The organism is Thermomonas aquatica, assembly GCF_006337105.1.
In the GTDB taxonomy this organism is placed as follows: domain Bacteria; phylum Pseudomonadota; class Gammaproteobacteria; order Xanthomonadales; family Xanthomonadaceae; genus Thermomonas; species Thermomonas aquatica.
Genome location: NZ_CP040871.1, coordinates 1,670,583 through 1,691,719 on the forward strand (window position 1 = coordinate 1,670,583; position 21,137 = coordinate 1,691,719).

At 70.0% G+C, this 21,137-nt stretch carries 15 protein-coding genes; 5 read left to right on the top strand and 10 right to left on the bottom strand.

Annotation, left to right across the window (positions count from 1 at the left end; translation table 11 throughout):
• Positions 1 to 96: 96 nt before the first annotated feature.
• The 4 genes from FHQ07_RS08010 to FHQ07_RS08025 form a co-directional block, all read right to left on the bottom strand.
• A complete protein-coding gene (locus tag FHQ07_RS08010) occupies positions 97 to 3,423 on the bottom strand; it encodes an ankyrin repeat domain-containing protein (RefSeq protein WP_168191512.1) in 3,327 nt (1,108 codons plus the stop codon).
• Entirely contained in the window at positions 3,416 to 3,685 is a 270-nt protein-coding gene (locus FHQ07_RS08015) for a YcgL domain-containing protein (RefSeq protein ID WP_139716312.1), read from the bottom strand. The genes FHQ07_RS08010 and FHQ07_RS08015 overlap by 8 nt, the downstream gene beginning before the upstream one ends.
• 86 nt (positions 3,686 to 3,771) lie before the next feature.
• Positions 3,772 to 4,779, bottom strand: a complete 1,008-nt coding sequence (gene cydB / locus FHQ07_RS08020) for a cytochrome d ubiquinol oxidase subunit II (protein WP_139716313.1) — start codon at positions 4,777 to 4,779, stop codon at positions 3,772 to 3,774.
• Positions 4,779 to 6,197, bottom strand: coding sequence for a cytochrome ubiquinol oxidase subunit I (locus tag FHQ07_RS08025; RefSeq protein ID WP_139717955.1), 1,419 nt, complete (start codon positions 6,195 to 6,197; stop codon positions 4,779 to 4,781). Before FHQ07_RS08025 ends, cydB begins: the two co-directional genes overlap by 1 nt.
• Positions 6,198 to 6,378: 181 nt before the next feature.
• Here FHQ07_RS08025 and FHQ07_RS08030 point away from each other — a divergent pair, with 181 nt between their 5' ends.
• Together FHQ07_RS08030 and FHQ07_RS08035 are read left to right on the top strand one after the other, a co-directional pair.
• Entirely contained in the window at positions 6,379 to 8,742 is a 2,364-nt protein-coding gene (locus FHQ07_RS08030) for a S9 family peptidase (protein WP_139716314.1), read from the top strand.
• Positions 8,743 to 8,751: 9 nt separating this feature from the next.
• On the top strand, positions 8,752 to 10,395 hold the full coding sequence (locus tag FHQ07_RS08035; protein ID WP_139716315.1) for an NAD(P)/FAD-dependent oxidoreductase: 1,644 nt from the start codon (positions 8,752 to 8,754) through the stop codon (positions 10,393 to 10,395).
• A gap of 10 nt (positions 10,396 to 10,405) precedes the next feature.
• On the opposite strand, the gene FHQ07_RS08040 is transcribed toward FHQ07_RS08035, so the two are convergent.
• On the bottom strand, positions 10,406 to 11,683 hold the full coding sequence (locus tag FHQ07_RS08040; protein WP_139716316.1) for an acetyl-CoA C-acetyltransferase: 1,278 nt from the start codon (positions 11,681 to 11,683) through the stop codon (positions 10,406 to 10,408).
• Between the two features lie 81 nt (positions 11,684 to 11,764).
• On the opposite strand from FHQ07_RS08040, the gene FHQ07_RS08045 reads away from it, so the two are divergent.
• Complete coding sequence (locus FHQ07_RS08045; RefSeq protein ID WP_139716317.1) at positions 11,765 to 12,646, top strand: hypothetical protein; 882 nt, start codon at positions 11,765 to 11,767, stop codon at positions 12,644 to 12,646.
• 77 nt (positions 12,647 to 12,723) lie between these two features.
• Here the strand turns inward: FHQ07_RS08045 and FHQ07_RS08050 are convergent, their stop codons facing one another.
• Complete coding sequence (locus tag FHQ07_RS08050; RefSeq protein WP_139716318.1) at positions 12,724 to 15,318, bottom strand: hypothetical protein; 2,595 nt, start codon at positions 15,316 to 15,318, stop codon at positions 12,724 to 12,726.
• A 53-nt stretch (positions 15,319 to 15,371) separates the two neighbouring features.
• Between FHQ07_RS08050 and FHQ07_RS08055 the strand changes: the two genes are divergently transcribed.
• Together FHQ07_RS08055 and FHQ07_RS08060 are read left to right on the top strand one after the other, a co-directional pair.
• Positions 15,372 to 15,950, top strand: coding sequence for an ECF-type sigma factor (locus FHQ07_RS08055; protein ID WP_139716319.1), 579 nt, complete (start codon positions 15,372 to 15,374; stop codon positions 15,948 to 15,950).
• Entirely contained in the window at positions 15,947 to 18,832 is a 2,886-nt protein-coding gene (locus FHQ07_RS08060) for a serine/threonine-protein kinase (RefSeq protein WP_139716320.1), read from the top strand. The genes FHQ07_RS08055 and FHQ07_RS08060 overlap by 4 nt, the downstream gene beginning before the upstream one ends.
• Positions 18,833 to 19,067: 235 nt before the next feature.
• Here FHQ07_RS08060 and FHQ07_RS08065 read toward each other — a convergent pair whose 3' ends face one another.
• Genes FHQ07_RS08065 through FHQ07_RS08080 form a run of 4 tightly spaced genes read right to left on the bottom strand, consistent with a single transcriptional unit; the run spans position 19,068 to position 21,088 of the window.
• Positions 19,068 to 19,304, bottom strand: coding sequence for a hypothetical protein (locus tag FHQ07_RS08065; RefSeq protein WP_139716321.1), 237 nt, complete (start codon positions 19,302 to 19,304; stop codon positions 19,068 to 19,070).
• Entirely contained in the window at positions 19,301 to 19,897 is a 597-nt protein-coding gene (locus tag FHQ07_RS08070) for a hypothetical protein (protein WP_139716322.1), read from the bottom strand. Before FHQ07_RS08070 ends, FHQ07_RS08065 begins: the two co-directional genes overlap by 4 nt.
• On the bottom strand, positions 19,894 to 20,481 hold the full coding sequence (locus FHQ07_RS08075) for a hypothetical protein (protein ID WP_139716323.1): 588 nt from the start codon (positions 20,479 to 20,481) through the stop codon (positions 19,894 to 19,896). Before FHQ07_RS08075 ends, FHQ07_RS08070 begins: the two co-directional genes overlap by 4 nt.
• Before the next feature lie 43 nt (positions 20,482 to 20,524).
• Positions 20,525 to 21,088 (bottom strand): superoxide dismutase family protein, encoded by a 564-nt coding sequence (locus FHQ07_RS08080; protein WP_139716324.1) that lies wholly within the window; start codon positions 21,086 to 21,088, stop codon positions 20,525 to 20,527.
• Between the last annotated feature and the right edge of the window lie 49 nt (positions 21,089 to 21,137).

A 21,137-nucleotide genomic window follows, 5' to 3' on the forward strand; every position in this document is an offset into this window, starting at 1 on the left:
CCGGCGCAAGCCGGCATGGCGATCATCGCTCGCGCAGGTCGTTCTTGGTTTGCTTTCCTTCGCCATTCGCGAAGGGCATGCGTGTCGCTTCCTCCGCTATTCGCGAAGGAAACGCGCCATCGACACCTGCTGCGGCGCATTGCCCGGAGGCGCGAGTTCCGCGGCGACATCCACGTAGCCGCGCATCAGGGCGATCTCGCGCGGGGTACGGTTGAGCGCGTCGCGCTGGTCGAGGTCGGCGCCTTCGCGCAGCAGCGCCTGCGCGATCCGCAGCAGGCCATGCAGGGCGGCCAGGTGCAGCGGGCCGAAACCGCGCTGGTCGCGCGCATCCAGCCGCACTTCCTCGTCGAACAGGCGCTCCAGGCCGGCCAGCACCACGTCTTCCGTGCTCGGCGTGCCGGGCTCGGCGCGTGCGCCGAGCAGCAGCAGCAGGGGCGTGACCCCGCCAGCCGCGGACTGCTGTGGATCGGCGCCGGCCAGCAGCAAGGTGTCGAGCAGGGCGACCAGGCGCGGACGTTCGCGCGCGGTGAAGCCGTACAGGGTCGCGCAATGCAGCGGGGTCAGGCCCTGGGCATCGGTCGCGTGCAGGTCGGCACCGGCCTGCAGCAGCCGTGCAACCAGTTCCGGCAAGCCCAGCGCCGCGGCCAGCATCAGCACGGTGACCTCGCCCGGCAGGCGCTGTTCCAGGCCTGCGCCGGCCTCGAGCAGGCGCTCGACGATCTCCGCCTGGCGCATGCTCACCGCCGCCGACAGCGGAGTGGCGCCGGTGTTGGCGGCCAGCGCCGGGTTGGCGCCGCGCGCCAGCAGCAACTCGACCAGGGCGCGATGGCCGCCGCCGGCCGCACGCAGCAGCGCGCTGCAGCCCTGGCTGTCCACCGCATCCACCGGCAGGCCGAGATCGAGCAGGCGACGCACCGCATCGGTATCGCCGACGATCGCCGCCGCCGGCACGTCGCTGGCCTGCAGCGGGCGCCGCGGCAGCCGCCAGCCGCGCCAGTCCAGCCAGTCGGCGAGATCGCGGCGGCCTGCGGCGAGGGCGACGCCCAGCGGCGTCTGGCCATCGGCGGCACGCCGGTCCGGCGCGGCGCCGGCCGCGACCAGCCGCTTGAGTTCCTCTTCGCGGCCCAGCGCGGCGGCCAGGTGCAGCGCGCTCATGCCGTGGCTGTCGCGCGCGTCGAGGTCGACCCCGTGCGCGATCAGCCGTTGCAGCAGCTGGGTCCAGTGCAGGCGCACCGCCAGCGCCAGCGGCGGATCGCCGGCGGGCGAGGCGCCATAGGGATCCGCGCCGCGTTCGAGCAATTCCAGGGCGAACCGTTGCGCGCGCGGCGCCGATCCGGCGTCGGCGCCTGCCGCCAGGCAGGCCGCGAGCCATGCGGCGAAACCGCCGCCGCCGGCGGGCGAGGCGCCCTGCGCGAACAGCGTGCGCAGGGCATCGATGCCGTCCACGCCGCGCGCCAGTGCGGCGGCGACCGGCGTCGGCGCGCCCGGCACCCGCGCTTCCGCCTGCGCGCCGTGGCGCAGCAGCCATTGGATGCGCTCGGCATCGGCGGCGATCTCGGCATCGCAGAGCAGGCCGTTCATTTCGGCCGCGCCGAGCAACGCGGCCAGCGGCGCCAGCTCGCGCCCGCCGACGCCTTCCAGCAGGCGCTCGCGCAGCAGCAGCGAGGGCGGGCGGTCCGGCGGCGCGGCATCGTCGCCATCGCCCATCATCGCGACCGGCAGGGCGCGTTTCGGATCCAGGGCCGATGCCAGCGTCCAACGCCCGGCCGCCGTCGCGATGTCCACCGCGCTGTGGCCTTCGGCATCCAGCGCCTGCGGATCCACCCCCAGTTCCAGCAGGCGCTTCACCAGCGCGGCCGAAGGGGCTTCCGCGGCGACCGCCAGGTGCAGCGCATTCGCCCCGGCGGCATCGGCGGCGCGCGGGTCGGCCTGCGCGTCCAGCAGGGTTTCCAGCGCCGGCAGCGCCGCGCTGCGCGCGCTGTCGAGGAATGGCGTGCGGCCTTCGCCATCGCGCGCATCGACGTCGGCACCGGCATCGAGCAAGGCCGCGACGATGCCCGCATGGCCGGCCAGCGCGGCCTCGTGCAGGGCGCTGCGGCCGCGCGCATCGCGCGCATCCACCCGCGCCTTGTGCCGCAGCAGCAGTTGCACGCCGGCGGCATCGTCCTCTTCGGTGCCGGCCGCGGCCAGCAGCACCGGCTGGCCGCCATCGGGTTCCGGTTTGGCGCCGCGTTCCAGCAGGAAGCGCGCCAGCCGCCAGTTGCCGGCGATGCAGGCGGTGCCCAGCGGCGACACGCCTTCGGCGTTCAGCGCATCCATTTCCGCACCGGCATCGCGCAGCAGCGCGGCCACCCCGGGGTCGGAGCTGCGCGCGGCATGGTGCAGCGGGGTGCTGCCTTCGGCATCGGCGATGCGCGGATCGGCGCCATTGGCGAGCAGGGTCATCACCGCCTCCGGGCGCCCGTGCCAGCTGTCGCGGGTGGCGGCCAGCAAGGGCGTGGTCCAGGCGTGCGCGGCGTTCAGGTCGACGCCACGCTCGATCAGGCCGCGCAGCAGGCGCAGGTCGGGCAATACCGCGGCGAGCACCGGCAGGCCGCGACGGTCGCGTTCGCCGGCGGGGGCCGCCGCGCGCGCATCGGCGCCGGCTTCCAGCAGTTGCAGCGCGCGCTCGACCCGGCCGGCGCGCGCCGCCGCATACAGCTCGCGGGTCAGCGCCTCGACGTCGACCGCGGCCGCGGCGGCCGCCGCAACCGGCAACGGCGCCACGGCCTCGACCGCGGCCGCGGCGCTGTCGTCGACATCGTCCATCTCCACCACCGGCAGGCCGTGCACCAGCAAGCGCGCCGGTGCGGACTGCAGCAGCGCATGCGCCAGCGGCAGCAAGGCGGCATAGGCGATGGCGGCGATCGTGCGGGCATCGCCGGCCAGCAAGCCGGGCCAGGCCAGGGCGATGCCGCCGCCGAGCAGCAACAGCACCGGCACCGCGACCTGCAGGCCGCTCCACGCACTGCGCTCATGCCGGTCCTGCGCCGAGTAGCGCGAGCCGAGCGCGCCGCCTTCGCGTTCGATGCCGTGCCACAGCGGCCAGTGCCGCCACAGCAGCAGCAACACGACCGCGCTGGCGCCGCTCATCGCCAGCGTCGGCAGCAGGCCCGGCGAGGCGCGCAACGCCTGCAGCGGCCAAGCGGCCAACAGGCCGGCCAACGCGAACCCGCCGGCCCACAACAGGGCCAGCGACAGCGCGTCGCGGCCCAAGCGTGCCTTGCCGCGAGTGCCGCGCAGCAGCGCGATGCCCAGTGCCGCCGGCACCTGGGCGAGGAAAGCGAACGCACCAGCACTGCCGATATCGAACCAGCAGGCGCCGGCCAACAGCATCGACAGCATGACCAGCGCGAACCCCATGCCGCGGCGCGACTCAGCCATCGGTGCCCCAGTCTTCGGTCATCGGGTCTTCGACCGTCGGCGGGAACTGCAGGTGGAAGCCGCGGCTGGCGAGGTTGGCGCGCACCACCTCGGGGTTTTCCCGGGCCAGCCTGCGTTCCGGAACCAGGTCGACCTCCAGCACGAACTGCAGCGTGCCCAGCTGGGTGCGCAACGGTTCCGGCAGGCCGGCGAAGTCGTCGCGCTTGGCGAGGTAGAGGTAGGTATCGGCCTTTTTCAGGCTCTTGTAGACGTAGGCGAGCATCGCGATCCGGGGGAACCGGCCTGACGGAATCGCGGTGATTGTGCGGGAAAGCGCGGTGCGACGGAACCGCGCATTCACTGCCCGGACTAGTGGTAGCCGGAATCCGCCGCGACTTTCCCGGCGAACACCCGGTACGACCACCACGTGTAGCCCAGGATCACCGGCAGCAGCAGCACCAGCCCGACCAGCACGAACATCTGCGAGGACGGCGACGCCGCGGCCTGCCAGATGGTCAGCGACGGCGGCACCAGGTACGGCCAGATCCCCAGCACCAGCCCGGCGAAACCGAGCCCGAAGAAGCACAGGGTCAGCACGAACGGGCGCGCATCGCGGCCCTGCGCCATCACCGCGCGCCACAGGGCGAACGCCACCGCCAGCACCAGCAGCGGCACCGGCGACAGCCACCAGAAATTCCCGCCATCGAACCAGCGCGCCATGATCCGGCTGTCCAGGAACGGCAGCCAGGCGCTGACCAGGCCCATGAACACCACCACCACCAGCACCAGCGGCCGCGCCAGGCTGCGCGCCACGTGTTGCAGCGCGCCCTCGGTCTTGAGGATCAGCCAGCACGCGCCAAGCAACGCGTAACCGAACACCACCGCCGCGCCGGTCAGCATCGAGAACGGGCTGAAGAAGCCGAGCATGCCGCCGATGTACTTGCCCGCCTGCATCGGCATGCCTTCGACCACCGCGCCCAGGATCACGCCCTGCCAGAACGCCGCGCACAGCGAGCCCAGCGCGAACGCCCAACCCCACAGGAACTTGCTGCGCTGGGCCTTGAAGCGGAATTCGAACGCCACCCCGCGGAACACCAGCGCGATCAGCATCAGCAACACCGGCAGGTACAGCGCCGACAGGATCAGCGCATAGGCCTTGGGGAACGCCGCCAGCAAGGCCACGCCGCCGAGCACCAGCCAGGTCTCGTTGCCGTCCCAGATCGGCGCGGCGGTGTTCATCATGTGGTCGAGCTGGTCCTCGTCCTCGGCGAACGGGGCAAGGATGCCGAGGCCCAGCACGAAGCCGTCCAGCAGCACGTACATCAACACGCCGAAGCCGATCACGCCGAACCAGATCACCGGCAGCCAGTACTCCATCACGCGCCCCCTTCGATCTTCTCGTCCGGCAGCGACAACGGCCGCGCCGGGGTCTTTCCGCCACCCGCCATGTCCTTCGGCGGCTGCTTGACCGGGCCCTTGCGCAGCAGCTTCTGCAGGTACCAGATGCCGGCGCCGAACACGAAGGCGTAGGCCGACGCGTAGATGACGAGCGACGACAACACCGCCGCCGCCTGGATGTTGGGGCTGACCGAATCGGCGGTGCGCAACACGCCGTACACCGTGTACGGCTGGCGCCCGATCTCCACCACATACCAGCCGGCCAGCAGGGCGATGAAGCCCGATGGCGCCAGCAGCCGCCAGCCATCCTGCAGCCAGCGTCCGCCGCGCGTCGTGGCATCGAACAGCCAGCCGCGCTTCCACGCCCACAGCGAGGCCAGCACCAGCAGCAGCATCGCCATGCCCAGTCCCACCATCACCCGGAATGCATAGAACACCGGCTTCACCGGCGGGCGCTCATCGCGCGGGACCGAGGTCAGCGGCTGGATGTCGCCGTCCAGGGTATGGGTCAGGATCAGGCTGCCGAGCCGGGGGATCGCGAGCTCGTAATCGTTGCGTTCCTCGCGCTCGTTCGGCACCGCGAACACGACCAGCGGCACGCCGTGGCCGGGCGGTTCGCTGCGCCAGTGCGCTTCCATCGCCGCCACCTTGACCGGCTGGTGCTCGCGCGCATTGAGGCCGTGCAAGTCGCCGACGAACACCTGCAGCGGCACCGCGATCGCCGCGAACGCCACCGCGTGCTTGAGCATCCGCTTGCCGGCCTCGACATGCTCGCCGCGGCGCAGGTACCAGGCGCTCACCCCGCCGATCACGAAGCAGGTGGTGATGAACGCGGCCAGCACCATGTGCGCCAGCCGGTACGGGAACGAGGGGTTGAACACGATCGCCCACCAGCTTTCCGGCTGGAACACGCCCTGCGCATCGAGGCTGTAGCCCTGCGGCGTCTGCATCCAGCTGTTGGCCGAGATGATCCAGAACGTGGAGATCAGGGTGCCGATGGCGACCATCAGGGTCGCGAAGAAGTGCAGGCGGTCGGAGACCTTCTTCCAGCCGAACAGCATCACGCCAAGGAAACCGGCTTCGAGGAAGAACGCGGTCAGCACTTCATAGCTGAGCAGCGGGCCGAGGATGTTGCCGGCCTTCTCGCTGAGCACCGCCCAGTTGGTGCCGAACTGGAAGCTCATCACGATCCCGCTGACCACGCCCATGCCGAACGAGACCGCGAAGATCTTCAGCCAGAAGAAGTAGAGGTCGCGCCAGAGGTCGTCCTTCGTGCGCAGCCAGCGCCATTCGATGAAGGCCAGCCAGCTGGCCAGGCCGATGGTGAAGGCCGGGAACAGGATGTGGAACGAGATCACCAAGCCGAACTGGACTCGCGAGAGGAAAAGCGGCGACAGCAGCCCTGCATCCACGCATGCGCTCCGCGGCGCGCGGGAAGGCGCCGCGTGGCGAATTGTCCCATGCGCGCGCTGGAGCATCCATTCGAAATGTTCGATGGACATGCTCGATGGGACTTCCGGCGCATGCGTGGCGTGCGGCGGCTGCTACCCTGCCGGGACTTCGTTCCCGGACCACCCCATGCGCCTTGCCCCGCTCGCCTTCGGCCTGTTGCTGGCCACCACCGCCGGCCACGCCGCCACCCCGATCAGCCTCGAGCAGGCGATGGCCGATCCGGACTGGATCGGCCCGCCGGTGGAAGACGCCTGGTGGCGCTGGGACGGCAAGGCCGCGCAGTACACGCTGAAGCGCAAGGGCGCGAGCATCCGCGACACCTGGCAGGTCGGCATCGATGGTGGTGCAACACCGGCAATCATCGAAGGCAGCGCGCGCGCCGACCTCGATGTCGCCGGCGCGCTGATCGACGCCGCCGGCACGCGCAGCGCCTTCGTCCGCAACGGCGACGTGTTCGTGCGCGACCTGCGCAGCGGCGCGCTGACCCAGCTCACCCGCGGCAACGAAGGCGAATCGCGCCTGCTGTGGAGCCGCGATGGCGCACTCGTCTGGCGCGGCGGCGATGCCTGGTACCGCTGGGATGGCCGCGGCATCGTGCAGGCCGCGCAACTCAAGGCCGACGACGCGCCGGGCCAGCCGCCCAAGCCCGACGACCTGCGCGACCGCCAGCTGCGCCTGATCGAAACACTGAAGGACGATCACGCCCGCCGCAACGCCGCGCGCGAACAGGACGAGGCCTGGCGCAAGGCCGATCCCACCCGCGCCGCCGCGCCGATCTACCTGGGCAAGGGCGTCGATATCGTCGATTCCGCGCTGTCGCCGGACGGGCGCTGGCTGCTGGTCGCCACCACCGAAAAGGGCGCGGACGCCGGGCAGGCCGGCAAGATGCCGAAGTACGTCACCGAATCCGGCTACGAGGAATTCGAGGACGTGCGCACCCGCGTCGGCCGCAACGACCCGCTGCCGCAGAAGCTGTGGCTGGCGGAAATTTCCACCGGCAAGGTCAGCGAGCTGAAATTCGACGCCCTGCCCGGCATCGCCGTCGACCCGCTGGCGGCCATGCGCAAGGCCGCCGGCAAGGACGCGTTGAAGGGCAACCGCGCGGTGCAGGTCGCCACCAGCGGCGACAACGGCGATGCGCCGGCCCTGCTGTGGAGCGGCGACAGCCGCAACGCGGCGGTGATGGTGCGCGCGATCGACAACAAGGACCGCTGGATCGCCACCGTCGATCTCGCGAACGCGAAGCTGCAGCCGCGCCACCGGCTGACCGATCCGGCCTGGATCAACTGGGGCTTCAACGACTTCGGCTGGCTGGCCGATGGCCGCACGCTCTGGTACCTCAGCGAGGAAAGCGGCTACTCGCATCTGTACACACTCGATGGCGCCAGCAAGGCGCAGCTGACCGACGGCAAATGGGAAACCTCGTCGGTGGTGCCCGCGCGCGACGGCAGCGCGTTCTACTTCCTGTGCAACCGCGCGCAGCCGGGCGATTACGAAGTCTGCCGCGTGCCCGCGCGCGGCGGCGCCACGCGCGAACTGACCTCGCTCGATGGCGTGGAAAGTTTCCGCGTGTCGCCGGACGGATCGAAACTCCTGGTGCGCAATTCGTCCGCCTACCTGCCACCGCAGGCTTACGTGGTCGATGCGGACGGCGGCAGCGCACGGCAACTCACCGATACGCGTACTACCGAATTCAAGGCGCGCGACTGGATCCAGCCGCAGATCGTGCAAGTCCCGTCGAAGCACGGCGCCGGCACCATCTGGGGCAAGTACTACGCACCCGCCGCGATGGAACCGGGCAAGCAATACCCGATCGTGATGTTCGTGCACGGCGCCGGCTACCTGCAGAACGTCAGCGCGCGCTATCCGAACTATTTCCGCGAGCAGATGTTCCACAACCTGCTGGTGAACGAGGGCTACATCGTCCTCGATCTCGACTACCGCGCCAGCGAGGGCTATGGCCGCGACTGGCGCACCGCGATCTACCGCTGGATGGGCAAGCCGGAGCTGGAGGATTACCTGGATGGCCTGGACTGGCTGGTCGAGACCAAGCAGGGCGACCGCGACCGCGCCGGCATCTACGGCGGCAGCTATGGCGGCTTCATGACCTTCGCCGCGCTGTTCCAGAAGCCCGGCGTGTTCAAGGCCGGCGCCGCGCTGCGCCCGGTCAGCGACTGGTCGCAGTACAACCACGAATACACCAGCAACATCCTCAACACGCCGGAGCTCGATCCCGAGGCCTACAAGCGCTCCAGCCCGCTTGAATACGCGAGCGGCCTGCAGGACCACCTGCTGATCGCGCACGGCATGATCGACGACAACGTGTTCTTCAAGGACTCGGTGATGCTCACCCAGAAGCTGATCGAGCTGCGCAAGGACAAGTGGGAAATCGCGCCATATCCGCTGGAACGCCACGGCTTCACCCATCCGGATGCCTGGTACGACGAGTACCGCCGCATCCACGAATTGTTCGAACGCACCTTGAAGTAAGTCCCGCCCATGCTCCGCATCACCGACCTCAAGCTGCCGCTGGACCACGACGAGGCCGCGCTCGCCGCGGCGATCCTCGCCCGGCTCGGCATCGCCGCCGATGAACTGGCCGGCTACCGCATCGCCAGGCGCGGCTACGATGCGCGCAAGCGCGGCGCGATCATGCTGATCTACTCCATCGACGTGGAGACGCCGCGCGCGGCGGACCTGCTGCAGCGCCTGCCGCAGGATCCCGCCGCGCCGGGCGGCAAGGTCATGCCGACGCCGGACACCGCCTACAAGTTCGTCGCGCAGGCACCAGCGCGATTGCCGCTGCGCCCGCTGGTGGTCGGCATGGGCCCCTGCGGCCTGTTCGCCGGGCTGGTGCTGGCGCAGATGGGCTTCAAGCCGATCATCCTGGAACGCGGCAAGGCGGTGCGCGAACGCACCGTCGACACCTTCGGCCTGTGGCGGCGCAAGGTGCTGGATCCGGAGTCCAACGTGCAGTTCGGCGAAGGCGGCGCCGGCACGTTCTCCGACGGCAAGCTGTACAGCCAGATCAGCGACAAGCAGCACCACGGCCGCAAGGTGCTGGAGGAATTCGTCGCCGCCGGCGCGCCGGAGGAAATCCTGTACGTCAGCAAGCCGCACATCGGCACCTTCCGGCTGGTGTCGATGGTCGAGCACATGCGCGCGACCATCGAATCGCTGGGCGGCGAGGTCCGCTTCGGCAACCGCGTCGACGACGTGCTGGTCGAGATCGATGCGGATGGCGTGCGCCACCTGCGCGGCGTCACCCTGGCCGATGGCGAGGAACTGCGCGCCGACCACGTGGTGCTGGCGCTCGGCCACAGCGCGCGCGACACCTTCGCGATGCTGCATGCACGCGGCGTGTTCGTCGAAGCCAAGCCGTTCTCGCTCGGCTTCCGCATCGAGCATCCGCAATCGCTGATCGACCAGGCCCGCTTCGGCCCGCAGGCCGGCCATGCCCTGCTCGGCGCGGCCGACTACAAGCTGGTCCACCACGCCCGCAACGGGCGTTCGGTGTACAGCTTCTGCATGTGCCCCGGCGGCACCGTGGTCGCCGCCACCAGCGAGCCAGGCCGGGTGGTCACCAACGGCATGAGCCAGTACTCGCGCAACGAGCGCAATGCGAACGCGGGGATCGTGGTGGGGATCTCGCCGGAAGACTTCGCGCCGTATGGCGAAGGCCCGCTGGCGGGCATCGCCCTGCAGCGGCATTGGGAATCGCAGGCCTTCGTGCTGGGCGGCGGCGACTACCTGGCGCCGGCGCAACTGGTCGGCGACTTCATCCGCAATCGCCCATCAACCGGATTCGGTGCGGTGCAGCCGTCATACACGCCGGGCGTGACCTTGGGCTCGCTGGACGAAGCGCTGCCGCGTTATGCCATCGACGCGATCCGCGAAGCGCTGCCCGCCTTCGGCCGCCAGATCCGCGGCTTCGACATGCACGACGCCGTGCTGACCGGGGTGGAGACGCGCACTTCGTCGCCGCTGCGCATCACTCGCGGCGGGGACGGCCACAGCGTCAACACGCGCGGACTGTTCCCGGCCGGCGAAGGTGCGGGTTATGCCGGCGGCATCATGTCGGCCGGCGTGGACGGGATCAAGGCCGCCGAAGCGGTCGCGCGCAGCATCGTCGCCGCAGGCTGATCGTCTAGCCTCAGCGCTCGAGGATCGCCACCACGCCCATGCCGCCGGCGGTGCAGATCGACACCAGGCAACGGCCGCCGCCGCGCTGCTTCAGTTCCTTCGCCGCGGTGGCGACGATGCGCGCACCGGTGGCGGCGAACGGGTGGCCGGCCGCCAGCGAGGAACCGTTCGGGTTGATCTTGGCGGGATCGATCCTGCCCAACGGCGCATCCAGGCCCAGGCGATTCCTGCAGTATTCCTCGCTTTCCCACGCGCGCAGGGTGCACAGCACCTGCGCGGCGAAGGCTTCGTGGATTTCGTAGAAATCGAAATCCTGCAGGCTGAGGTTGTTGCGCTTGAGCATCTCGGCCACGGCCACGGTCGGTGCCATCAGCAGGCCTTCGCCGTGCACGAAATCCACCGCCGCCACCTGCGCATCGCGCAGATGGCACAGCACTTCATGGCCATGCGCCGCCGCCCATTCGTCGGTGGACAGCAGGCAGGCGGAGGCGCCATCGGTCAGCGGCGTCGAATTGCCGGCGGTCAGGGTGCCGCGGCCGGAGGTCTTGTCGAACGCCGGCTTCAGCGTCGCCAGCTTCTCGATGCTGGTGTCCGGGCGCATGTTGTTGTCGCGCGAGACGCCGCGGAAGCTGACCACCAGGTCGTCGAAGAAGCCGCGCTCGTAGGCCGCCGCCAGCTTGTGGTGCGAGGCCACCGCCAGTTCGTCCTGCGAATCGCGGGAGATGTTCCACTCCTTGGCCATGTCCTCGCAGTGCTGGCCCATCGACTTGCCGGTGCGCGGCTCGGCCACGCCGGGGAAATCCGGCTTGAGCTCGGACAGCTTGAAACCCTTGAACGCGGCCAGCTTCTGCCCGGTGGTCTTGGCCGCGGCGGCCTTCAGCAGGCGCCGGCGCAGGGCCTGGCCGTACACGATCGGCACGTCGGAGGTGGTGTCGGAACCGCCGCCGATGCCGGATTCGATCTGCCCGGTGCTGATCTTGCCGGCGATGTGGACGATGGTGTCGAGCGAGGTGCCGCAGGCGCGCTGCAGGGTGATGCCCGGGGTCAGCGGCGACAGCCCGGAGGACAACGCGGCCTCGCGGCCGAGGTTCCAGTCCGAGGAATGCTTGATCACCGCGCCCATCGCCACTTCGCCGAGCTGCTGGCCGTGCAGGCCGAACTTCTCCACCAGCGCGCCCAGCGTGCGCACCGACATGCCGAGGTTGCCGACGTCGGCATAGGCCGTGTTCTGCCGGCAGAACGGGATGCGGACGCCGCCGAGGATGGCGACAGGACGACCGTACAGCATCAGGCACCTCGGGCTTGCCCATGGGGGCGGGCATAATGGCCGCAGTGTAGCGCCGCAATATCGAGCGGGAACTCAGGATCGATGATCGACCCAAACCAGACGGTATTCCGCGGCGTGGTGGCGCTCGAACTGCGCGACGGCACGCCGCCGCAGCGCGCCGCGCTTAACGCCGCAGCCGCCGGCGACCTCACCGCCCTGCTCGGCCGCGACCTGTCTGCGCTGGTGCCCGCCGTGCGCGATTGCGACCTGGGGCTGATGGCCGCGCATTTCGATCCCGCCGAGGCCCTGCGCCCGGGTTGGCCGCTGCATCGGCGGGTCAGCGAACTGTTGCGGCATTCGCCCAGGCAGGCGGCCGCGGGGCAGGCGGGGGTTGCGCGGATGATCGGCTTCGGCGCCGATGCGCAGGGCGAGGTGCCGATGCCGCTGCAGGCCGATGCGCACCTCGCCGGCGGCGGATTGCGGATCCTGCCGTTCGTGTTGCGCGGGGATGCCGTCGCCGAAGCGGGCGCGCAACTCGAGGAACTGCTGCTCGATCGCGGCATGGCCGCCGCCGACACCGCGCTGGCGCTGCAGGACGGCCTCGGCGCGCAGGTCGAACACGCGCGCTGCCTCAGCCTGCTCGACCTCGCCGCGATCACCGCCATGCAGTACCGGAATGTCGGCCTGGCGCCGCTGTGGAGCCTGGTCGAAGCCGCCCTGCTGGAACCCGACATCGAGGAATGGCTCGACCTGCCGCCGGAACCGCTGGCGCGTTATGTCGATGGCGAAGTCCGCATCGCGCTGCTGGATCCCGCGGCCTGGCGCCAGCGCTATGCCGCGGGCGAGGGCGACGGCGCCCGGCTGGAGCGCGGTTTCGAACTGTTCCAGGCGCGCCAGCGCCAGTTCGCCGCGGTGCTGGACGCGCACGACGTGCCGGTGCAGTTCGTGCACTGCGCCGATGGTGGCGCCGACTGCCTGCGCTAGCGTCTGCTTGATCCGCACGAACACGGAAACGGCGCGGTCGCCCGCGCCGTTCCGTTTCGTGCATCGCGTGGAATCCGTTACAGGTCGATGCCGAAGCCGCCGCCGACCGAGGATTCGCCGCTGCTGAAGCTCGCGCCCAGCGAGAACGAACCGCGGTCGCCGATGCGCTTGCCGTAGCCGATCGACACCGCGCCCTGGCTGCCCTGCGCGCCCACGCCGATCGCGATCCGGCCCTTCGCCGAAGTGCCGTTGGCCGCGTTCACCGCCATGTGGGTCATCGCGCTGCCCATCGCGCCGATCTGGTCGATGCGCCTGTCGGTCTGCGCGAAGCGGCGATCCACCTGTTGCTGGTACTGGGTGAAGCTGTCGTTCCAGGCCGCGAACTTGGCGTCGGTGTAGGACTTCGCCGAGGTCAAGGTCTGCGTGGCGGTGGTGTCGGTGTAGGCCTTCGAAGCGGTCAAGGTGGCCGCGTCGCCGGCCGTGGCATGTGCCTTGGCGGCGGCCAAGGTCTCAGCATCGCCGGCATCGGCATGGGCACTGGCGGCATCGAGGGTCGCGGCATCGCCGGCATCGGCGTAGTCCTTCGCCGCATCCAGGGTGGCCGCATCGCCGGCATCGACATAGGCCGGATCCGCGCCATCGATGCCATCCGCACCGGCCGGGCCCTGCGGGCCAGTGGGACCGGCAGGACCTTGCGGGCCGGCCGGACCGGCCGGGCCTTGGTCTCCCGCCGGGCCTTGCGGACCGGCGGGGCCGGCCGGGCCCTGCGGGCCGGGCTCGCCCTGCGGGCCTTGCGGGCCACCGACATTGGCGGCCAACCAGGTCAGCTGCGAATCCACTGCGGCGAACGCCGCCGCCACCGTGTTGTAGCTGCTGCCCTGGATGCTGAAGCTCGGCGCGGCGAACATACCGCCGGCAAAACCGGCGCCGCCGCCGAACCAGTTCACCAGCGTGGTCAACTGACCCACGTTCACCGCATCGGTATCGCCGATGCCGGCGGCGACGTGGATCAAGCGCGCATCGAGATCGCTGCCGTAGACAACGCCGTCCATGTCCCGGTCGGTGGACGAATGCCCGAACGACACCACGCCGGAAACGCCGGCCACCGCCTGGTAGCCGATCGCCGTGCTGTGGTCGGCGATGGCCTGGCTCTGCGCACCGAACGCGCTGCTGTTGTCGCCGACGGCGCTGTTCCAGTAGCCGAATGCGCTGCTGCCGTCACCGTTCGCCTTGTTGGAGCTGCCGAAGGCATTGGCGTTTTCCCCGCTGGCGGTGTTGTGCACGCCATAGGCCTGGGCGTAGCCGCCGCCGACCGTGTTGCCGTTGCCGAATGCATTGCCATCGACGCCGGTGACGGTATTGAGGCTGCCGAACGCATTCGCGCCATAGTAGGTATTGGGCGCGGCGATCACCTCGTTGTACGAACCAAACGCATTGCTCGCCGCTCCGCCCGCGGTATTGTTCGAACCCACGGCACTGCTCCAGTCGCCGCTGGCGGTGTTGCTGTAGCCGAATGCGCTGCCTTGCTCGCCGCTCGCGGCGCCGCCGACACCCACGGCGACCGCATCGGCGCCGGTCGCGCCATCGTTGGCGTAGTTGCCGGCGGTACTGTCGGTGGAGTTGACGCTGAAGAAGTGCAACGGTTCGCCGCCGCCGATGCCGGCGATGGCCGCATTCAACTGGCCCAGGTTCACCGCGTCGGTCAGGTTGGTGCCGGCCGCGACATGCGTCAGGCGGGCATTGATCTCGCTGCCGAACGCATTGCCGAACAGGTCCAGGTCCGTCGCCGAATGACCGAACGATACCGTACCCGCCACGCCGGCAACGGCTTGGTAACCCAGCGCCGTGCTGCGCACAGCCAGCGCCTGCGACTGGTAGCCGAACGCGCTGGAATAGTCGGCGGTGGCTGTATTCGCATTGCCAAAGGCCGTGCTGTAGTCGCCGAAGGCGCGGTTGTCACGGCCGACTGCAGCGCTGTAGTTGCCGAAGGCGATCTCCCCCTTGCCGAAGGCCACACTTTCCGTGCCGTCGGCACTGTTGCCCACCCCGACCGCACTGGCGAGTAGTCCGTTAGCAACCAGACCGGCGCCCAACGCCACCGAGAAAGCACCGCTGGCTCTCGCGGTCTCGTTTGCATCCACCGTGCCATCGCCGTTCCGGTCGAACCAACCCGCGAGCACAAGACTGTGGAAACCGTTGGCCGTGCCATGGAAGCCCATGGACACGCTGGAATTGCCGCTGGCCAGATTGCCGACGCCGAACGCGCTGCTGTATTCCCCACCAGCCTGATTGGCGTAACCGAAGGCACTGCTCCAGGTGCCGATCGCCACATTCCATAAACCAAAGGCGCTGCTGGCAGGGCCACTGGCGTTATTGTTCCGGCCAAAGGCGCTCGCGGAGGACGCACAGGTGGCGTTCTCGAAGCCGCTCTCGCTTCCCTGATCAGTGGATTGCGGGGGCGCGGTCGGATTGCCATTGGCATCCAAGCAAACCGGATCGGCGGCCAAGACCGGCATCGACAACGCCCCAAGCAGCGCCAGGGTCAAGAGGGACAGGGCCGGCACGCGCCGACGGCGATTGGCTTGCTTGTTCATTGCTCCCCACCTCGAAATGACCGCGGCGAAATGTCGGTCTTGGATGGGTATGCGGATACGGAGGCCGAATCCGTTCACGCCCGGCCCGGATTGCGCCTTGACGCGCCTATGCGACACTCCCGTCCGGCCCAATGCATGCCGAGCGACGCACGGTGGAACCCGCGCCCCCGACCGAAGTGACCCGCCTGCTGGCGCGCGCGCGCGCCGGCGACCCGCAGGCGATGGGTGCGGCCTATTCGGCCGTGTACGACGAACTCAAGCGCGCCGCGCGGCTGCAGCTGCGGCGCATGAACGATGCCTACCAGACCACCGCGCTGGTGCACGAGGCCTACCTCAAGCTGGGCGGCGCGCAGCTGGCGGCGCAGGATCGCAACCACCTGCTGGCGCTGTCGGCGCGGGCGATGCGCCAGGTGCTGGTCGACGACGCGCGCGCGCGCAAGGCCGACAAGCGCGGCGGCGGCCAGGACGCGCTGACCCTGGGCGCACTCGCCGGTGCCGGCGAGGCCGCGGCGGTGGAAGTGCTGAAGCTGGACGAACTGCTGGAATCGCTGCACCGGCTCGACGAGCGCGCCGCGCGGATCGTCGAGCTGCGCTACTTCGGCGGTTACACCGAAACGGAAGTCGCCGGCATGCTCGACATCAGCGAGAGCACGCTGCGCCGCGACTGGCGGCGCGCCCGCGCGTTCCTGATGAAGGAGATGGCGGCATGAACGACACCGCCCTCGAACGCCAGCGGCGCGCGATGGCCGCGTTCGACGCCGTGGTCGAACTCGACGGCGCGGCGCGCGAACAACGCCTGCGCGAACTGTGCGGCGACGACGCGGCGCTGCTCGGGGACGTCCGCGCGATGCTGGCCGCGGACGCGCGCGAAGGCCAGCCGTTCCGCGGCGATGCCGCGGCCTGGGGCGATGCGCTGGCACGCGACGCCAGCGATGCGGCGGCGCACGACCCGATGCTCGGCCGCAGCATCGGCGCCTGGAAGGTCGTCGGGGTGATCGGCCGCGGCGGCATGGGCGCGGTGTACGCGGTCGAACGCGGCGACGGCGCCTATGCGCAGCAGGCCGCGCTCAAGCTGATCCGCGCCAGCGCGGATTCGCAGGCCGCGCGCGAGCGCTTCCTGCGCGAGCGGCAGATCCTGGCCGGGCTGCAACACCCGAACATCGCCACCCTGCTGGACGGCGGCTTCAGCGCCGAGGGCGAGCCCTATTTCGTGATGGAACGCATCGACGGCGTGCCGATCGACCGCTGGTGCGACGAACGCAGGCTCGGCCTGCGCGAGCGCATCGTGCTGTTCCTGCAGGTGCTCGACGCGGTGCGCTACGCGCATCGCAACCTGGTGGTGCACCGCGACCTGAAGCCGTCCAACCTGCTGGTCGATGCCGAAGGCCGGGTCAAACTGCTCGATTTCGGCATCGCCAAGCAGTTGGAGGGCGGCGATGTCACCGCCACCCACGACCGCGCACTGACCTTCGAATACGCCAGCCCGGAACAGCTGCACGACGCGCCGATCACCACCGCCACCGACCTGTGGCAGCTGGGGGTGATCCTGCATCGGCTGCTGTCCGGCGCGCATCCGTTCGGCCTGACCCGCGACACCCCGGTGGCCAGCCAGCTGCAACAGCTGGAACGCGAACCGGAACCGCTGACCCGCGCCGCCGCGCAGGCCAGCCCGGAACTGGCCGCGCAGCGCGGCGGCATGAGTCCGGCCGCGCTGGCGCACGCGTTGCGCGGCAACCTCGCCGCCATCGTGCAGGCCTGCCTGCGCCGCGACCCGGAACAGCGTTACGCCTCCGCCGATGCGCTGGCCAACGACCTCAAGGCATGGCTGGACGACCGTCCGATCGCCGCCGTGCCGCTGTCGCGCGGCGAACGGGCGCAGCTGTGGTTGCGGCGCAACCGGCTGCTGGCGGCGTCGATCGGCGCGGTGGCGATCGCCTTGATTGCGGGCACCGGCATCGCGCTGTGGCAGGCGAACGAGGCGCGCGAACAGGCGCGCATCGCCCAGCGCGAGAGTGAAAGCGCACGGGCATCGTTGCAATTCCTCACCGACACGCTCGCCGCCGCATCGCCGGAGCAGGCGATGAGCAAGGACGTCAGCGTGCGCCAGTTGCTGGACCAGGCGCGGCTCCAGCTCGACCGGAAATCGCTGCCGCCGGCGGTGAAGCAGCCCGTGCAGCGCATGCTGGGACGGCTGTACACCTCGCTGGGCGAACCCAAGATCGCCGCGCCGCTGCTTGAACAAGGGCTGCGCGGCGTGGCGCCCTCCGGGCGCGAGGAGGCATTGGCGCTGGCCGGGGACCTGGACGAGTACTCCAGTGCGCTGGGCCTGCTGGAGCGTGGCAAGGAATCCTTGGCGGCGGCGCAGCGCGCGGCAGCCTTGCGCAACCGCTTCGCGCCCGGCGATCCGGTGCAGCAACTGCACATCCACGACCAGCTCGGTTTCGCGCAATACCGCAACGGCAACGAGAAGCAGGCAGAGCAGGAATGGCTGCAGGTGCTCGCGCTGGCGCGCACGCTGAAGAACCCGCCGCGCGACGTGGTGATCAACAGCAGCCAGACCTTGTCCTCGATGCTGTCGTTCAACGGCGACTACAAGCGCGCGCTCGAGATCGTCGACCAGGGCATCGCCTTCGCCGACCGCAGCGGCGTTCCCGCCGATTCGCCGCTGCGCATCAACCTGCTGCGATCGCGCGCGGAAGCCCTGCTCAAGCTGGGCGATGCCCAAGGCGCGGAACCGGTGATCCGGCGCGCGATCGCCCTGCAGGAAAAGACCACCAGCGCCAGCGGCAACCACATGGCGGTATTGCAGAACGCGCTCGGCATGGCGCTCAACGACCTGGGCCGTTACCGCGAGGCCCTGGCAGCGATAGCGGCCGGCGAGGCGATGGGAAACAACGCGACGGCAGACACCATCGAACGGGCGATTTCACTCAGCAACCGCGCCAGCGTGTACGAAAGCGCCGGCGACTACCCGATGGCGGTCCGTCTTGGCCAGCAGGCGCTGGCGAAGCTGGATACCGCGGGCATTGCCGCGGACAGCCAGCAACACCGGATGATGGAACGCAATTACGTGCGCAGCCTGGGACTGTCCGGGCAGCGGCAAGCGGCGTTGGCGCGCATGCAGGCCCTGCGCGAACGCGCCCGCAAGCTGGACGGCGAGGACTCCGCGGAATATGCGTTGACCACCTGGCAGCTGGTGGTGATGAGCCGGCACATGCACGACCCGGCGCGCGGCCTGCCCTTGCTGGCAGAGGCGCGCCTGCGTTGGGCCAAGCTGGTGCCGGAAGCGCATCCCGTGTTCTTGCATGCGTTGCGCGCGGAAGCCGCGTTCGCCCGCGACAGCGGCGACTTTGCGCACGCCGAAACCGCAGAACGCGAGGCCATCCGCAGGTTGGAAGCAGGCGGCGCGTTGCCGGTCGACATGGCCTGTGCCCGCGCCGAGCTGGCGGCGATCCTGTCCGACCGTGGCGACAAGGCCGCAGCACGCGCGCTGCTGGAACAGGCCCTGCCGGTCCTGCGCGAGACCCTATTGCCGCAGGAAACCAGCCGCGCCGACGCCGAAGCCTTGGCGCAGCAGCTCGGCCTGCACTGAGGCGCCAGCGCGGCTTTTCCCGGTGCGTGGCCCTGGCGAGATCCGGCGATTGCGCCAGCACGATGGGCAGCGCGTCGAACAGCCGGTTTTGGTGGCGGCGTCCGCCGCGTTGCCGCTCCAGACATCGCCGATGCCGCCGACGTAAGACTGCGCATGGACGCAAGGCGCGACCAGCAGCAGGACGAACAGGGCGTGGTTGCACATGCAATGTGTGCGTGGCTGCGGACGACGACGCTCATTGCAGCTTGAACGCGCCGGTCAGGGTCACCCCGTAGATCGCGCCGTCGCGGCCGATCCGCCAGGCCGGGCCTTGCGATCCGTCGCGGCGCGGATCGGGCTCGATGCCCCAGCCGCCGTCGAAATCCAGGTTGTGGCCGGGCAGCGTGGTCGTCCACAGCAGCGTGCCGACGGTGCAGGCGGAAGCACAAACGAAGCGCCTGGGCTTGCGGCTTGGTGCGCCCCGGAGGTTCATTGCGCGCACGGCTGCGTTGGCGTCACGGTGAACTTCTCGCTACCGGAGGTCGTGCGCGAAATCGTTCCTGCCGTCGTGGTGCCGCCGCCTTCGGTGGTCATCGTGCCGGGCTTGTCCTGGCCGTCGGCGAACTCGATGTGGTAGCGCCCGCCGGCCTTCCAGCTCAGGCCGGGGATGTTCGGCGTGCGCACGAACTTGTAGGTGCCGTCCGCGCCGCCGCTGAACTCGACGCCGAACAGCTTGCCGTCCAGCACGAACTTCTGCCCGATGTCGCATACGACCTGGTCGACCGGATCGCCGCTGCCGCCGGCGAAGCGGTAGGCGCGGGGCGCGGCTGTCGTCGCCATGCCGCCGCAACGCGGCAGCTTGTCTTGTTCGTTCGCGCGCGGATCGTCGCTGCACTTGCGCTGCTCCTGCCGCGCTGCGGCGGCTGGCGCTGGCGCGGCGACGGGATGCGGCGAAGTCGCGCCGGGCTGCCCATCGCGTTTCGACGAGCACGCCGCCAATCCGAGCGCCGCGCTCGCAACGACCGCGCATGTCGAAAGCGCCAGCCGCCTGCGCATCAGCGGTTCCGATTCGTTGCCGGCATTCATTGTTCGCAGTCCTCGATCCGGGTCCAGGTGGACGTGAAATTCTGTTTGCGCGCGCCCGTGCACACGCCGCGACCTGCCGCCTGGCCGCATACGGCGGCATTGGCGATGAAGGTACCGGTCATCCTGTCCCCGGGACCGCTCAGCGTGTAGTCGTAGGCGGTATCGGCGATGCCCCCGCCACCGGCGAAGTGCCAGGACACCTTGCCGCTGCGCTCGTCGGCCGGCGTGAACGACATCGTGACCATGCCGCGGCCGATCTTGCCGCTGAACGGCTTGCTGATGTCGCAGGCGGTGATGGATTCGCCGTTGTCGAGGGCGATGCGGTACGCGTGCGAAGGCGCGGGCGGCGGCGCGCCGCTGCCGCCGCAGCGCGGACGCGTGTCGTCCTCGCCGGCTCGCGGCTCATCGGTGCATGTTTCTTCCTGCCGCGCGGATGCAAGCCCGACAACATCAGCTGCAGGCGATGGCGCGTCTTCCTCTCGCCCGCGCTCCGGCGAACATGCCGCCAGCACCAGCAGGGCGAGTGGTAGCAAAGGGCGAAGCGAAGCGGGCATGGCGGTTTCCGATCGGGCCGTTTTCCCCAATAGCGGAAAACGGCCGCGAAACCAGCCACGCCGCCACGACGGGCTACTGCACGACGCTGATCACCCCGCACGCCACCCGCGCGCCGGCATTGCCGGTCGGCTGGCTGGTGTAGTCGTCTGCCGCCGCATGCACGATCACCGCGCGGCCGGCGATGTCGTTGGCCGCACCGCCGCCGAGGGTGACGCCACTGACGTGCGCATCGATCCTGGCCACGCCCTTGGCATCGGCGACGATGTTGTCGGTATCGCCGGCATGGTGCGCGCCGTGGCCGGCGCGGCCGTGCGCCTGCGCGCCGGGATTGAAGTGGCCGCCGGCGCTGCTGGCATCGGCCGCGCTGCAATCGCCCTTCTCGTGGATGTGGAAGCCGCGCACGTCGCCCGGCTTGAGGCCGCCGACTTCGCCGGTGATGTGCACGCCGTCGCCCATCGGCACGATGACCAGCTTGCCGCTGACCAGCGAACCGGAGGCGGAGGCGAGGTTGACCTCGGCCTTCTGCGCGGCGCTCGCCGCAGGCTTCGCTGCTGGTGCCGATGGCGTGCTTGCGCAGGCGGCGAGCAATGAACAGGCGATCGCGAAACTCAGTCCGCGTACGTGTGCATGGGTCATCTCGATACTCCTTGCTGATGCGTTGCCAGCGTTCGACCACCACCATTGA

Excerpts from the sequence above, each read along its gene's own strand:
- FHQ07_RS08045 (WP_139716317.1), top strand. The coding sequence starts at position 11,765 with ATGATCGACCCAAACCAGACGGTATTCCGCGGCGTGGTGGCGCTCGAA.
- FHQ07_RS08010 (WP_168191512.1), bottom strand. The coding sequence starts at position 3,423 with ATGGCTGAGTCGCGCCGCGGCATGGGGTTCGCGCTGGTCATGCTGTCG.
- cydB (WP_139716313.1), bottom strand. The coding sequence starts at position 4,779 with ATGGAGTACTGGCTGCCGGTGATCTGGTTCGGCGTGATCGGCTTCGGC.
- FHQ07_RS08015 (WP_139716312.1), bottom strand. The coding sequence starts at position 3,685 with ATGCTCGCCTACGTCTACAAGAGCCTGAAAAAGGCCGATACCTACCTC.
- FHQ07_RS08065 (WP_139716321.1), bottom strand. The coding sequence starts at position 19,304 with ATGAACCTCCGGGGCGCACCAAGCCGCAAGCCCAGGCGCTTCGTTTGT.
- FHQ07_RS08070 (WP_139716322.1), bottom strand. The coding sequence starts at position 19,897 with ATGAATGCCGGCAACGAATCGGAACCGCTGATGCGCAGGCGGCTGGCG.
- FHQ07_RS08060 (WP_139716320.1), top strand. The coding sequence starts at position 15,947 with ATGAACGACACCGCCCTCGAACGCCAGCGGCGCGCGATGGCCGCGTTC.
- FHQ07_RS08040 (WP_139716316.1), bottom strand. The coding sequence starts at position 11,683 with ATGCTGTACGGTCGTCCTGTCGCCATCCTCGGCGGCGTCCGCATCCCG.
- FHQ07_RS08055 (WP_139716319.1), top strand. The coding sequence starts at position 15,372 with ATGCATGCCGAGCGACGCACGGTGGAACCCGCGCCCCCGACCGAAGTG.
- FHQ07_RS08035 (WP_139716315.1), top strand. The coding sequence starts at position 8,752 with ATGCTCCGCATCACCGACCTCAAGCTGCCGCTGGACCACGACGAGGCC.
- FHQ07_RS08030 (WP_139716314.1), top strand. The coding sequence starts at position 6,379 with ATGCGCCTTGCCCCGCTCGCCTTCGGCCTGTTGCTGGCCACCACCGCC.
- FHQ07_RS08080 (WP_139716324.1), bottom strand. The coding sequence starts at position 21,088 with ATGACCCATGCACACGTACGCGGACTGAGTTTCGCGATCGCCTGTTCA.